The sequence below is a fragment of the Chryseobacterium sp. WG23 genome, from assembly GCF_024586575.1.
Taxonomy (GTDB): domain Bacteria; phylum Bacteroidota; class Bacteroidia; order Flavobacteriales; family Weeksellaceae; genus Chryseobacterium.
This window is the reverse complement of the sequence record NZ_JALCZE010000016.1, coordinates 76,407-88,128: the sequence shown is the minus strand read 5'-3', so window position 1 is coordinate 88,128 and position 11,722 is coordinate 76,407. Positions and strand designations below refer to the sequence as shown.

Genomic DNA, 11,722 nt, shown 5'->3' with positions numbered 1-11,722 from the left:
CAAAGGTATATTTTTTTTCTTTAAAAAAAAAACATTTTATCTATTAATCAAAATATTATCTCCTGTTAACACAATATTTTTCTCTTCTCCGATTGAGAACATATAGTCCTCCAAAACCTTTTCGGTTGTTCCTCGAAGCCCTCTTGCTCCCAACCCTTTTTCCATGGTTTCTTCTACAATTTTTTCAATTGCGCTTTCTGTGAAAACCAAATCCGTGCCATCCATCTTAAAAAGCTCCACAAATTGATTCACAATTGAATTTTTAGGCTCATTCATGATTCTTACCAACGTTTCTTTTGTGAGTTTATCAAGGTAAGTGATGATTGGAAATCTTCCTAAAAGTTCGGGAATTAATCCGAAAGAACGAAGATCGACAGCATTAATATTTGTTAATACATACTCATCTTCATCTACTTTATTGATTTTTTCAGAGCTGAAGCCTATGGCTTGCTTGTTCATTCTTCTTTCGATAATCTCCTTGATCCCGTCAAAAGCTCCTCCGGCAATAAACAAGATATTCTGGGTATTTACCTGAATATATTTCTGGTCAGGATGCTTTCTTCCTCCCTGTGGCGGAACATTTACAATACTTCCCTCCAGCAGCTTCAGCAATCCCTGCTGTACTCCTTCTCCGGAAACATCTCTTGTGATACTGGGGTTATCTGATTTTCTTGCAATTTTATCAATCTCGTCGATAAATACAATTCCTTTTTCTGCTTTTTCCACATCATAATCTGCTACCATCAGCAGTCTTGATAAGATACTTTCAACATCTTCCCCTACATATCCCGCTTCTGTAAGAATGGTAGCATCTACGATACAAAACGGAACATTAAGTTCTCTCGCAATAGTTTTTGCAAGAAGTGTTTTCCCTGTACCTGTCTCCCCTATCATAATAATATTGGACTTCTCAAGCTCTACTTCTCTGTTTTCATCCTTAGCATGAAGGAGTCTTTTATAATGGTTGTATACCGCAATGGAAAGTTGTTTTTTTGCCTGATCCTGTCCAATTACATACTGATCAAGAAATACTTTGATTTCTTTTGGCTTTTTAAGCTCCTCCATATTATCCGCAGGTGAATATTCTGTTTTGGAAGCACCGTCTTTTACGATAGTGTGTGCCTGCTCTATACAATTTTCACAAATAAAACCGTTCTGCCCAGAAATCAGCATCTGTACTTCATTTCTTTTTCTACCGCAGAAAGAACACTGGTTTGAATTCATAATATATATATAATGTATATGTTAAAGAAAATCGTAAAAAATTTCTTTTTTACGATTTATGTTTTTAAGAATTAATAATTGAGTTTTGAATCTCTGTATATTCTTCGTTCGTTAATTTTAATCTCTCATTTCTAAAGTTCATATCTTCCATCTTATTCAAAGGGATGAGATGGATGTGGGCGTGAGGTACTTCAAGTCCTACTACCGCTACTCCTACTCTTACACATGGAACTGCAGTTTTGATCTTCTTGGCTACCTCCTGGGTAAATCCCCATAGGTTTTTGTATTCTTCACTTTCAAGATCAAAAATTAAGTCCACTTCTTTTTTCGGAACTACTAAAGTATGTCCTTTCACCAAAGGCATTGCGTCTAAGAATGCTATAAAGTTTTCATCCTCAGCAATTTTATAAGAGGGAATTTCGCCGTTGATGATTTTTGTGAAGATAGTGCTCATTTTGTATGAAGTTAGCGTTATATATGAGAAGTTAGAAATAGAAATTTTATATCAGACTATAGAGAAATGTCTAATACTTCAAAAGACAGTTTGTTTCCGTTTGGTAAAGTAATTTCTGCCGTTTCGCCAATCACTTTTCCTAACAGACCTTTTGCAATAGGTGTGTTTACAGAAATTTTCCCTGTTTTAAGATCGCTTTCATTATCAGGCACTAATTTAAATACCTGTTCCTGGTTTGTAGCGTTGTTCTTAAGCTTCACTGTTGTTAAAATGGAAACTTTTGATGTATCTAGTTGACTTTCGTCTATAATTTTAGAACTTGCTACAGCATCTTTCAGCTTTGAAATTCTCATTTCAAGCATTCCCTGCGCTTCTTTAGCCGCATCATATTCAGCATTTTCAGACAAATCTCCTTTATCTCTTGCTTCTGCGATCTGCTGAGTAATTTTTGGTCTTTCCACAGTTTCCAACTGTTCCAGCTCAGCTTTCATTTTCCCTAGTCCCTCCTTGGTTACATAGCTTGCCATAATTTTCGAAATTTAGTTTTAGTATAAAAAAATAATCCGACATTTGCCGGACAATGTTTTACGTGTTATAATCGTTTAACTTTTACAAATATATAAAAATTTAAATTGAAATGAAAAAAACTTTCTCAATAATATCTATTTTCACCTTATTGATTTTCAGTAATTTATCTATAAACTCATGCGGAAGCACCCAAGATACCGTAAGTTGTTTTCCAACAGTTCCAATTGATGTTACCTTACTGCCTAACCACTATAATGACCTTCTTACCAAACAATGGACCTACGTAGATATAGCCGGCGCCGGGACCCGCGGATTAATAGTAGTGAAGGTAAGCAATGGCTATAAAGCCTACGATAGAAATGCTCCTCATATTTGTCCCGGTGAAAATACAACCCTGAAGGTAGAATACCCTTTGGTGATTTGTCCGAAAGACAATGCAAAATGGAATATTTTAAATGGCGGGCCCACCGATGTTGCTCCTTTACCTCTTAAAAGCTATTTCTGTGAAGTTAATCCCGGAACCAATACCATTAGGGTTTATAACTATTAATCATCAAACCCGCAATCATTGTATTGCGGGTTATATTTAATGGTTAGGATATTTAACGGCTTTATCCAGTTCTATCGGATTATTAAAAGACCTTATCTTTTCTCTTTCTCTTTTCTCGGCAGGTTTTAATTCTTCTTTGCTTAAGATCGTTCCATCATCCAGTAACAGCTTTTTTCCTTCCGGAATACTCAGTTTTCCGTTAAAAACATATTTAAAAGGGTCCTTATATAATTCTAATTTTAAGTGATCCAGTTTTTTATAATTTGTTTTTATCGCGTTAGTCTTGCGTGTTTTCAAGGTATGGCTTTGGTAATTATCCGCAATTTTCTCACTTTTAATCAGTTGAAAAAAATAATTTTTACGGGTATCGTATATTTCTATAATCAGCCCTGGTAACCCGTTAAATTTATAAGGTCCATAGGACAATGGGATTTCCGGAGTAAACCAGGCAATCCATTTTCTTCCACCAAAGTTCGTTTCTGCCTGTTGTACCTTTAACTCATTGATACGTTTTGTATGATCGGTAATTTTCCAATCAAGGGTAACAGCCTCTTCTATTTTATAAAAATTAACGTCTCCTATGTATTCATAATTTTCATACAAAGGATTATTGAGTTTTTTAGTAAAAAATGAAGTCAGTTTAAATCCTTTAAAACCATCTTTTCCGGTACTTGCGAATACAGAATCATTAATATAATCAATGCGGTTATAATACGTAAGGTCTTCTTTGGTAATATCTAAAATATAATTCTCTCTGGTCATATCCTGAGATGTTGAGTCTTTTTTGTAGTCGACTGCATAAATAAACCTGTCATTCTGGGCATGCAGCCAGCATTGATTAACGAATAATACTAATGCAACAATCTTTTTCATAAATAATTAAAATGTTTAAAAAAATTTCACCCTGGTCAATAATTTTTTAATCTCACAGAAATACGACCTGATAATACTTTCTTTGAGTCACCTCTTGCTTTTCCGTAGTAAGATGTATTCCTTAAATTGAGTATGAAAGGCAATGATATGAATAAAATCCAGTATTTTTACAGATAATATAAAAAAAGAAAGAGGGCAGGTTCTCACATACTGACATCTACTCTCGTGATTAAGATCAGGAATGTTTCTTTCCTACTTTTTTTAAAGCACAATTATAATTAAAATGAAGATCGTTATACAAAGAGTTTCTGAAGCCCGTGTAAAAGTAGATGAGAAAACCGTTGGAGAAATCGGGAAAGGATTAATGCTTTTGGTAGGCATTGATGAAAATGATGAAAAAAAAGACGCCGACTGGCTTGTACAGAAAATCTTACATCTCAGGATTTTTGGTGATGAAGAAGACAAACTTAATCTTTCTGTAAAAGATATTTCAGGAGAACTCCTCTGCATCAGCCAGTTTACATTGATTGCAGATTATAAAAAAGGAAACCGTCCTTCTTTTATCAAAGCTGCAAAACCAGATAAAGCTATTCCTTTATTTGATTATTTTAAAGAAGAAATAGCAAAATCAGGATTAAAAATGGAAAGCGGAATCTTTGGTGCTGATATGAAAGTTTCTCTGATCAACGATGGTCCTGTTACTATTGTTATGGATTCAATCACAAAAAACTAATGACCTTGATGAAAAGTAAACACCTGCCTATTATTTACGTGGCCATTACTGTTTTATTTGTTATTGAAATCATTTTAGGCTGGAAGCAATATAGTTTCGCTGGTTATTATACTGATAAAGTGATTAACTGGGCCTGGCTTGCGATGACTGTATTTATGATCATCAGATTTTGGAAGAGAAAAGCAGCAAAAGCTTACTTTACATTGCTCGTTTCTGTCATTATTTTAAGCATACTTCCTATGATGATTCCTTTCTTTGGGATCATCTATTATTTTTCAACAATCGATGATTATCAGCAGGTGGAACTTAATGATAGCTACAGAATTGAGAGAACAAGGCCCGGGGCCTTAAGCAAACCCCAAATTTATATTTACCAAAAAGAAGGTATCCTTGAAAAAAAAATCTACAAAACCCCGTATTTAGAAATTGTAGAACATGTTATTCAAAACCCTCTCAAACGTGAACCCGGTCAAAAAGATCCTCAGATTCAACAGGCAAAATTAATCAGCAGCAATAAAGACAGTATTGGAATTGAGTATCAGATTATGGATAAAAAGCATGTCTTTTATCATAAAAACCAAGAAGATAATGAGTTTTATAACTGATCACATTATATCTGGAATCTGAGTATTTTGCTTTGATTCACCAATCTAAAAAACACCTTTCAGTGACACTGGAAGGTATTTTTTTATTATATGATTTAATAAGTCCGGCTAAATACTTTATTACAGCCCAAAGAACCTAACCGTCTGTTTAAAAGGAATCTCTCTCTTTAAATAAATTCACAATATTGTGATTTTGTTTTGATTTTATTACTATTTTTACTACAAACAAACTTAATTCACAACCATTTAACAATTATTTTATGAAAACAAAAATTAATCTTTTAGCATTACTGCTCTTCTGCTCTCTGTCTTTCGGTCAGCATTCTTCAGGCCGGAATACTGATCTTAATTCAAATATTTATGTATGTTTTTCAAAAGGTATCACCTCAGAGAAAGCGGCATTCGATCAAAATCCGGATTTGGAAAAATTCATCAGTGAAAATAAAATTTCATTTACTTATGATCTTGGCTTCAGTGATGCCAAACTGGATGAAATGGCAAAAAACAGCAGAATGAACGGTTTTTCCGGGGAGTCTGTGGAAAAACTGAAAAGGATTTTTAAAGCCGATGTCCCGGTTCAAAATGAAGATATGGCTAAAAAACTTATTCAGACACTTGAAAGGTTTCCTGAAATAGAATATGTATCGGTCATGAGCAGTGAGCCTATTGAACCGCCATCCATTACTACATTTGCAATCACCCCTAATTTAGAAAGTCTGCAGACTTATCTGACCGACAATCCGGGAATCAATGCAACTTATGCATGGTCCAGGGGAATTACGGGGCAGAATATCAGAATCCGTGATGTTGAATATGGTTTTTACAAAACACACGAAATGCTGGCTAACCAAAACTCTATACAACTGGAGCCCGGATACAGTCCCAATTCCGGTTTATCAAACAATAACTACCGTGATCACGGAACTGCGGTGGTAAGTATTTTAGGGTCTGTAAAAGACAATATCGGACTTTCCGGAGCCGCCTACAACGCCTCTGAGATAAAGGGATATATGGAATGGACTACTTTAGGCTACAACAGAGCTTCGGCAGTAAGCAGATCGATCAATGCTTCTCAGGCCGGTGATATTATTTTATATGAAATGCAGACAGGAGGAAAAGATAACCAATATTGTCCTGCAGAATATGACAGCGTTATCTGGGATCTTACAAAAGCGGCTACTGATTCCGGAATAATTATCATTGCGGCAGCAGGAAATGGTAATCAAAACCTTGATGATCCTTTCTATGCCACTTATTTGGCAAGAGGAAATAGTGGAGCCATTATTGTAGGAGCAGGTTCTCCCAACACTACCCATTCAAAACTAAGTTTTAGCACCTACGGAAACAGAGTGGATGTACAGGGCTGGGGAAGTAATGTTCTGGCGGCAGGATACGGTTCTTATCAAAAGTATGATAATGACAATAACAGGACTTATACTTATTTTAATGGAACGAGCTCGGCTACTCCGGTAGTAGCCTCCGCAGCAACGCTGATCCAGTCTTATTATTATCAGAATACAGGCCAGTACCTAAGCCCGGCTGCGATGAAAAACCTTTTAATCAGTACAGGAATTCCTCAAGGTGGCACAGTGGCCAACCAAAAAATAGGGCCTCTTCCTAATGTAAAAAATGCCATCTTACAATTGGAAGGTAGTCTTCCGGGCAAAATGAAAAGCAAGCTTCCTTTAGAAATTAAGATTTATCCTAATCCTGCAACAAGCTATATTGCAGTTCAAAGCAAAGAAACTAAGAATCTTGATTTTGAAATTATCAATATGAATGGACGAACTGTTAGCAAAGGTTCCATTGTTCCTGATGAAAAAATCAATATTTCACAACTTCCGCAGGGCCAGTATATCATCAACTTCAATGATGGCCAGCGAAGAGCCGTAGAGAAATTTTCAAAATTATAATAAGCAAAAACGTCTTTCAACTATTTGAAAGACGTTTTTTAATTTGTTTTTATACTCTTATTTTGCAGGAACGCTGCTGAAATTAAGAGCTACTTTTATGTTCATGTCTGAAGTGGTTTGATTTTTCAGCTCATAAACTGTTCTTACGGTAAGCCCTGAACTTTTTACTATTTCATCAAGAAATCCCGTATCATTCAGATCTAAATTTAAGCTGGATGAATTGGAGGATATATTGGAACGTGAAGCAATAAGCCTTTCATTAGATCCTGTAGAAGAAACATATATCTTAACGGACTTGAATGCGCTTAGATTACCTCCAGCAGGAGATATTACAGATACTTTGGCATCAGAAATCCTTACATCTTTAATCCTGGCATTATTATTTCCTCCAAACCACGTTTGTACGTTGGTAGCCGTTGCTGTAGAAGAAACTTCTTTATCGGCTGGCACCCCTGTAGAAACTAAAACATTCGTTGTGTATGGGAAGGTATTCTGAACCAGCGATTGTACGGTTCCGCAGCTTACAAGTACAGCTGAAGCAGCCATTGCGGTTAGAACTATATTTTTCATAATATTAAATTTAAACTTTAAAGTTTAGTTTGCAGAAATTGTACCAAATTGGTTGACCTTAGTCAATACTTACTGTAAAGTTTCCTTTTGTATTTCCTGAAGCCATATTACTTTTTCCAATAATCAGCCACACTTCTCCTTTCCCGGAAATTTCATGGGTAATTTCTCTTCCGAAAGGTCCGTCATAATCTCCGTTTGGAAGTTTAATCTGGTTAAAACGGATATTAAAATCTTTTTGTTTGGTGGTAATTACTGCCTTGATAGCAGGTTTCTCATAATTGGTAATCTTTAAGACCAGTTCCTGACCCTCTTTCGTAAATTCTTCTCCCAATGTAAAAGGAAGCTGGGAAGCATCTGCAGTTCTGATGATCTTTCCGTCTTTTTCACTTCTCATTACACCTTTACGGAGTACTTCTTTTGTAGCAGGCGCATTGTTAATGATTGAATCTTTTTTTCTCAATGCTGCAGAATCCGGCATTTCTGTTACCACCGCAGAATCTTTATCTGATATTGCCGGTACATTGGCTTCTTTTTTACAGGAGATAATAATCAATGGTATTAACAATAAGCTTTTTTTCATAATAATTAATTTTAAGAATGTCTGCAATCAGCATTCTGTTAGATATTGTCCATTGTAAATGCTAAAACTGTTCCAACTCTTATAGATTGTTTATATTTTCCGGCTGTACAATTCTTTCATTATTATTTTTCACAAGCTTAAACGTGAAGTACATGAAATTGAGCAAAACACCCATTAAAATGGTAACACCCCAGGTTTTTGTATATTCCAGAGGGTAAATAAATCTTACCACAATATCATTGAATAATCCAAAAGGATTATTGAGAATATCCCAGCTGTTCCATCTGAGAAATCTTCCCAGATAAACTCCGAAACTGCTCATAAAAAGGAAACTAATAACAATACCGTTGATCACAGTTCCCTGGCAATACTCTGAAAGCCGTTTTTCGATATCGTTGAGGCTTATAAAACCACAAACTAACCCTGTCCAGGCATATGAAAGGATAACAATAAGATCATACCATATAGGAATGGCACTTCTTACTTTTAAATGAAAAAGGTCGGTCAGAATATAGGGAGAGTTGGGGAAAAACAAGATCCAAACTACTATAATCAATGATAATGAAACTTTACTTCTAATCGTAAAGGCGACGAGAAAGCTACTTAAAGCCAAAGGAATCCATGCAAGGAATAAATTCCAGTTCAGAAAAAAAAACACTTTAGTTTCACTGATATAATACCTGAAAACAGACAGGCTAAGACAAAATAAAGTCATGGATATGAGCAATAAGGTTATTTTAAACCTTGGAGGTTCAGTGAGCTGTTTCATATTAAAATTATTCTATGGTTTGATAATAGATGACCTTTGAAAGAAAAGTTTTTGACTCTTCATTTTTAATCCTCTGCTCCAGCTTCTTTTTGAGCTTGATATCATTCTTTTCTTTTGCATATTTCCATAGTCCTTTCTCACTGAAATTTACAGAGTTAAAATGATAATTAACAGCAAAGTCTTTGCGTTTCATATTCTGAGAAGTAATAAAGCCACCCCAGTTGATAGAACTACAAACCAAAATTATCCCATAGATGTACCAAACCATAGTATTGAACAGAAAAGCATTCCTTTTTTTCTTCTGAATTTTAATATAGGTAAGTGCCAGCCCGATCAGTGATAAAAGCAGAAAGGCAAAGACCCCCAATCTTTTATAAGTAAAGGCATAACTGACAATATATTCATAATTTTTCACTGCAGCTGACAATACCAGAACAGCATTCAGGAAGATCCATATTTTGGCTAAAACTTTCATCAGACCAGCTTTGGGATCAAAATTAAAGCCACCTTTAAAGTAAAACATGATCACCAAAATAGCCATGATAATGGACATGATAACAGCATTTACTCTCTCATGGGTTTCTTCTGAAAGCTGTACGGGAGTTTTGGTCACTTCATAAAACTGTTCGTAATTGTAGGTAATAATAAAAAAGACCAACAGTATATTAAGTAAAAGTAAAGACATCACTCCGCTTATCCTTTCAGAATTAAGGTCGAGAAAAGAATAGGTAGATTTCGGGACCTGGGAATCTTTCTGAAATTCGTCATTCAGGATATGATGGTTTTTATAGATCAGTCTTTCCACAGCATAATTCCAGTAATTAAAGGCTATAAAAAATCCTAACGCAGAAAGACAGAATATCTGCCAAAGGTTTATGTCCAGCTCATAGTCTGTAAAAAGAGCGGCAAAATGATCACTTCCTGCTGAATAAATCCCAAAAAATACGGAGAGCAATACGAGGGGAATTAGGATAAAAGACAATATTTTCTGCCATAAGCCGGAAATATTTCTTTGAGGCAGCCATGCGTCAAAACTGAAAAACCGGCAGAATGAGGTACAGCTGTTCACAATAAAGACAGGAATGAGGAAAAGTATTTTCATTGTTCTGTTCTTCGATTTATAGGACAGCAGTAAAAGTGAACTTACAACTGCCAGAAAAGACGGAAAATCTCCATACCATGCAAAAGCTATGCTTGAGAGAATACTTGCTCCGAACAGCAGATACAAAGTTCTGGTTTTATTTTTTTCTGCTGTTTTAAATAGAGTTAAGACGGCATATACTGTTCCCAGAATTCCGAGGTTCAGTCCCATGTCCTGATCATAAAATACAAAGACAAATAAGGCAGTTGTAAGAAATATATAATGATGTGTTTTCATAATAATAAATATTTAAGGATTAAAAAGTCATCAATAACTACAATGATTCATAGACTACAAAGAAATATCCTATTGTAACCGGAATATTGATTAATAATAACAGCACAGCGTTTCCGGAACTTTTATTTTCAGCCGCATTGTTGGCATATTCTATCAATTCATACAGAAGGATAAGCAGGTTTACGACTGCTGCACCTACCACATAATAAAAGCCTGTTATAAGCAGAAAGTCTAGTCTTGTGAAAAGAAAGGATATGAGTAAAAAGGTGCCGCAAAGGAAGGATATAAGGAACGTTCGCCTTCCCAGCTGACTGAATATTCTGTTTTTCATAAGAATAATTTTTAATGAAGTACAACATGATCTTTCTGGTGAATAAAATCTTTCAGATGGTCAAAATTTTGCCAAAGCAGGCCTTCAAAGTCCCATGTATGGAAAGCTTTCATACGCTGTCCCTTCTTATAGGCTTTGATATAAATTTTCACATATTCCGGTAAAATAAATGTTCCCAATACGATTGCTGCCAAAAGATGAGCATTGAGTTTTCCATTCCCCAACAAAAGGTACTGCATGGCGATTTCATCTTCGAAATTGGTTCCGCAACCGGTGATCAGGTGATGAACATCGTGGTTTTCCATTTTAGGGATCATTGAGAATCCGTACTTTTTATAGAATTCCCCAAGTTTTCTCCCTAAGGAATCTTCCTGAAATTCCAGCAGTTGTTTTTCTGTAAACTGCCACTGTCTTTTTTTCTTTTTAAAATATTTCCTGTATAGCTTTTGAGTTTTATCATACACAAAAAGCAGGAACTGAACGCGCATTTTTTTCATACTATGTTGTTTGTTTATTTTAAATGGGTAATTCCTATCATCGTATAAATAATGGCAATCGGTATATTGATCAGAAGGATGCCGACAGATTGAAAACACGTTGTACGTTTAGCTTTTCTGATCGCTCCATAGATCAATAATCCAGATACGATCATGAGGTTGACAACGGTTCCATACACCAGCAACAAGAATCCTGAATCGGCAAACCAAAAATTTTTCGTTATCAGATATCCAAACAGGCAGGTATTTCCTGCCAGAAAAGACAGTCCGAATCCAGCTTTGCCAAGTTTTAAAATGTTTTGATCTTTCATTATTTATCTTAAATTAAATTTTAATGCAAAGAACTTTGAATTACAAAGTAAAATTTCAAAAAAATATAGGATCATCGTCCCAATAATTTTTCCAGTGCGTCCAGGTGATCGGTAAAAGCCTGTCTCCCACTCTGTGTAACACGATAAGATGTTTTCGGTTTCTTTCCCACAAATTCTTTTTTCACTTCAATATAACCGTTTTTTTCCAAGGCACTGCTATGACTAGCCAGGTTACCGTCTGTAATCTCCAGTATCCCTTTCATTTCAGAAAAATCAACCCAGTCATTAACCATAAGAACAGACATAATGCCCAATCTTACACGACTTTCAAATTCTTTGTTGAGTTGATTTATTTTTATCATAACAAATAGATTGCAGATGCATCCGACGAACTGCAAATTTAGTT

Annotated in this window: 16 protein-coding genes; 4 read left to right on the top strand and 12 right to left on the bottom strand. The window is 35.3% G+C overall.

Annotated features, from left to right (window positions below; all coding sequences use genetic code 11):
• Window positions 1-36 precede the first annotated feature (36 nt).
• The 3 genes from clpX to greA form a co-directional block, all read right to left on the bottom strand.
• Entirely contained in the window at window positions 37-1,224 is a 1,188-nt protein-coding gene (clpX, locus tag MP477_RS21285) for an ATP-dependent Clp protease ATP-binding subunit ClpX (RefSeq protein WP_209804660.1), read from the bottom strand.
• 64 nt (window positions 1,225-1,288) lie between these two features.
• Window positions 1,289-1,678, bottom strand: a complete 390-nt coding sequence (locus MP477_RS21280; RefSeq protein WP_257192007.1) for an HIT family protein — start codon at window positions 1,676-1,678, stop codon at window positions 1,289-1,291.
• Window positions 1,679-1,734: 56 nt separating this feature from the next.
• Complete coding sequence (gene greA, locus MP477_RS21275; RefSeq protein WP_230041068.1) at window positions 1,735-2,205, bottom strand: transcription elongation factor GreA; 471 nt, start codon at window positions 2,203-2,205, stop codon at window positions 1,735-1,737.
• A 110-nt stretch (window positions 2,206-2,315) separates the two neighbouring features.
• On the opposite strand from greA, the gene MP477_RS21270 reads away from it, so the two are divergent.
• Complete coding sequence (locus MP477_RS21270; RefSeq protein WP_230041069.1) at window positions 2,316-2,756, top strand: hypothetical protein; 441 nt, start codon at window positions 2,316-2,318, stop codon at window positions 2,754-2,756.
• A 36-nt stretch (window positions 2,757-2,792) separates the two neighbouring features.
• Here the strand turns inward: MP477_RS21270 and MP477_RS21265 are convergent, their stop codons facing one another.
• The gene (locus MP477_RS21265) at window positions 2,793-3,629 is read right to left on the bottom strand and encodes a GLPGLI family protein (protein ID WP_257192006.1); all 837 of its coding nucleotides are present in this window, start codon (window positions 3,627-3,629) and stop codon (window positions 2,793-2,795) included.
• A gap of 283 nt (window positions 3,630-3,912) precedes the next feature.
• Here MP477_RS21265 and dtd point away from each other — a divergent pair, with 283 nt between their 5' ends.
• From dtd to MP477_RS21250, 3 genes are all read left to right on the top strand, one after another.
• Window positions 3,913-4,362 (top strand): D-aminoacyl-tRNA deacylase, encoded by a 450-nt coding sequence (gene dtd, locus MP477_RS21260; protein ID WP_230041071.1) that lies wholly within the window; start codon window positions 3,913-3,915, stop codon window positions 4,360-4,362.
• Window positions 4,363-4,370: 8 nt separating this feature from the next.
• A complete protein-coding gene (locus MP477_RS21255; protein WP_257192005.1) occupies window positions 4,371-4,967 on the top strand; it encodes a hypothetical protein in 597 nt (198 codons plus the stop codon).
• A 260-nt stretch (window positions 4,968-5,227) separates the two neighbouring features.
• Window positions 5,228-6,880 (top strand): S8 family peptidase, encoded by a 1,653-nt coding sequence (locus MP477_RS21250; protein ID WP_257192004.1) that lies wholly within the window; start codon window positions 5,228-5,230, stop codon window positions 6,878-6,880.
• Window positions 6,881-6,937: 57 nt separating this feature from the next.
• On the opposite strand, the gene MP477_RS21245 is transcribed toward MP477_RS21250, so the two are convergent.
• From MP477_RS21245 to MP477_RS21210, 8 genes are all read right to left on the bottom strand, one after another.
• Complete coding sequence (locus MP477_RS21245) at window positions 6,938-7,450, bottom strand: hypothetical protein (RefSeq protein ID WP_230041074.1); 513 nt, start codon at window positions 7,448-7,450, stop codon at window positions 6,938-6,940.
• A 58-nt stretch (window positions 7,451-7,508) separates the two neighbouring features.
• A complete protein-coding gene (locus tag MP477_RS21240; protein WP_257192003.1) occupies window positions 7,509-8,030 on the bottom strand; it encodes a hypothetical protein in 522 nt (173 codons plus the stop codon).
• Window positions 8,031-8,109: 79 nt separating this feature from the next.
• Window positions 8,110-8,799 carry a DUF1361 domain-containing protein gene (locus tag MP477_RS21235; RefSeq protein WP_257192001.1) on the bottom strand — a complete coding sequence of 230 codons (690 nt, stop codon included), beginning with the start codon at window positions 8,797-8,799 and terminating at the stop codon, window positions 8,110-8,112.
• Window positions 8,800-8,806: 7 nt separating this feature from the next.
• The gene (locus MP477_RS21230) at window positions 8,807-10,177 is read right to left on the bottom strand and encodes a DUF4153 domain-containing protein (protein WP_257192000.1); all 1,371 of its coding nucleotides are present in this window, start codon (window positions 10,175-10,177) and stop codon (window positions 8,807-8,809) included.
• Between the two features lie 37 nt (window positions 10,178-10,214).
• A complete protein-coding gene (locus tag MP477_RS21225) occupies window positions 10,215-10,508 on the bottom strand; it encodes a hypothetical protein (RefSeq protein ID WP_230041078.1) in 294 nt (97 codons plus the stop codon).
• Window positions 10,509-10,519: 11 nt separating this feature from the next.
• Window positions 10,520-11,005: a ubiquinone biosynthesis protein COQ4 gene (locus tag MP477_RS21220; protein ID WP_230041079.1), complete on the bottom strand. Its 486-nt coding sequence runs from the start codon at window positions 11,003-11,005 to the stop codon at window positions 10,520-10,522.
• Window positions 11,006-11,019: 14 nt separating this feature from the next.
• A complete protein-coding gene (locus MP477_RS21215) occupies window positions 11,020-11,316 on the bottom strand; it encodes a hypothetical protein (RefSeq protein ID WP_230041080.1) in 297 nt (98 codons plus the stop codon).
• A 71-nt stretch (window positions 11,317-11,387) separates the two neighbouring features.
• Window positions 11,388-11,678: a transcriptional regulator gene (locus MP477_RS21210; protein ID WP_230041081.1), complete on the bottom strand. Its 291-nt coding sequence runs from the start codon at window positions 11,676-11,678 to the stop codon at window positions 11,388-11,390.
• Window positions 11,679-11,722: the final 44 nt, after the last annotated feature.

What these genes read in the sequence shown, in the direction of transcription:
- clpX (WP_209804660.1), bottom strand. Translation starts at nt 1,224, where the DNA reads ATGAATTCAAACCAGTGTTCTTTCTGCGGTAGAAAAAGAAATGAAGTA.
- MP477_RS21280 (WP_257192007.1), bottom strand. Translation starts at nt 1,678, where the DNA reads ATGAGCACTATCTTCACAAAAATCATCAACGGCGAAATTCCCTCTTAT.
- greA (WP_230041068.1), bottom strand. Translation starts at nt 2,205, where the DNA reads ATGGCAAGCTATGTAACCAAGGAGGGACTAGGGAAAATGAAAGCTGAG.
- MP477_RS21270 (WP_230041069.1), top strand. Translation starts at nt 2,316, where the DNA reads ATGAAAAAAACTTTCTCAATAATATCTATTTTCACCTTATTGATTTTC.
- MP477_RS21265 (WP_257192006.1), bottom strand. Translation starts at nt 3,629, where the DNA reads ATGAAAAAGATTGTTGCATTAGTATTATTCGTTAATCAATGCTGGCTG.
- dtd (WP_230041071.1), top strand. Translation starts at nt 3,913, where the DNA reads ATGAAGATCGTTATACAAAGAGTTTCTGAAGCCCGTGTAAAAGTAGAT.
- MP477_RS21255 (WP_257192005.1), top strand. Translation starts at nt 4,371, where the DNA reads ATGAAAAGTAAACACCTGCCTATTATTTACGTGGCCATTACTGTTTTA.
- MP477_RS21250 (WP_257192004.1), top strand. Translation starts at nt 5,228, where the DNA reads ATGAAAACAAAAATTAATCTTTTAGCATTACTGCTCTTCTGCTCTCTG.
- MP477_RS21245 (WP_230041074.1), bottom strand. Translation starts at nt 7,450, where the DNA reads ATGAAAAATATAGTTCTAACCGCAATGGCTGCTTCAGCTGTACTTGTA.
- MP477_RS21240 (WP_257192003.1), bottom strand. Translation starts at nt 8,030, where the DNA reads ATGAAAAAAAGCTTATTGTTAATACCATTGATTATTATCTCCTGTAAA.
- MP477_RS21235 (WP_257192001.1), bottom strand. Translation starts at nt 8,799, where the DNA reads ATGAAACAGCTCACTGAACCTCCAAGGTTTAAAATAACCTTATTGCTC.
- MP477_RS21230 (WP_257192000.1), bottom strand. Translation starts at nt 10,177, where the DNA reads ATGAAAACACATCATTATATATTTCTTACAACTGCCTTATTTGTCTTT.
- MP477_RS21225 (WP_230041078.1), bottom strand. Translation starts at nt 10,508, where the DNA reads ATGAAAAACAGAATATTCAGTCAGCTGGGAAGGCGAACGTTCCTTATA.
- MP477_RS21220 (WP_230041079.1), bottom strand. Translation starts at nt 11,005, where the DNA reads ATGAAAAAAATGCGCGTTCAGTTCCTGCTTTTTGTGTATGATAAAACT.
- MP477_RS21215 (WP_230041080.1), bottom strand. Translation starts at nt 11,316, where the DNA reads ATGAAAGATCAAAACATTTTAAAACTTGGCAAAGCTGGATTCGGACTG.
- MP477_RS21210 (WP_230041081.1), bottom strand. Translation starts at nt 11,678, where the DNA reads ATGATAAAAATAAATCAACTCAACAAAGAATTTGAAAGTCGTGTAAGA.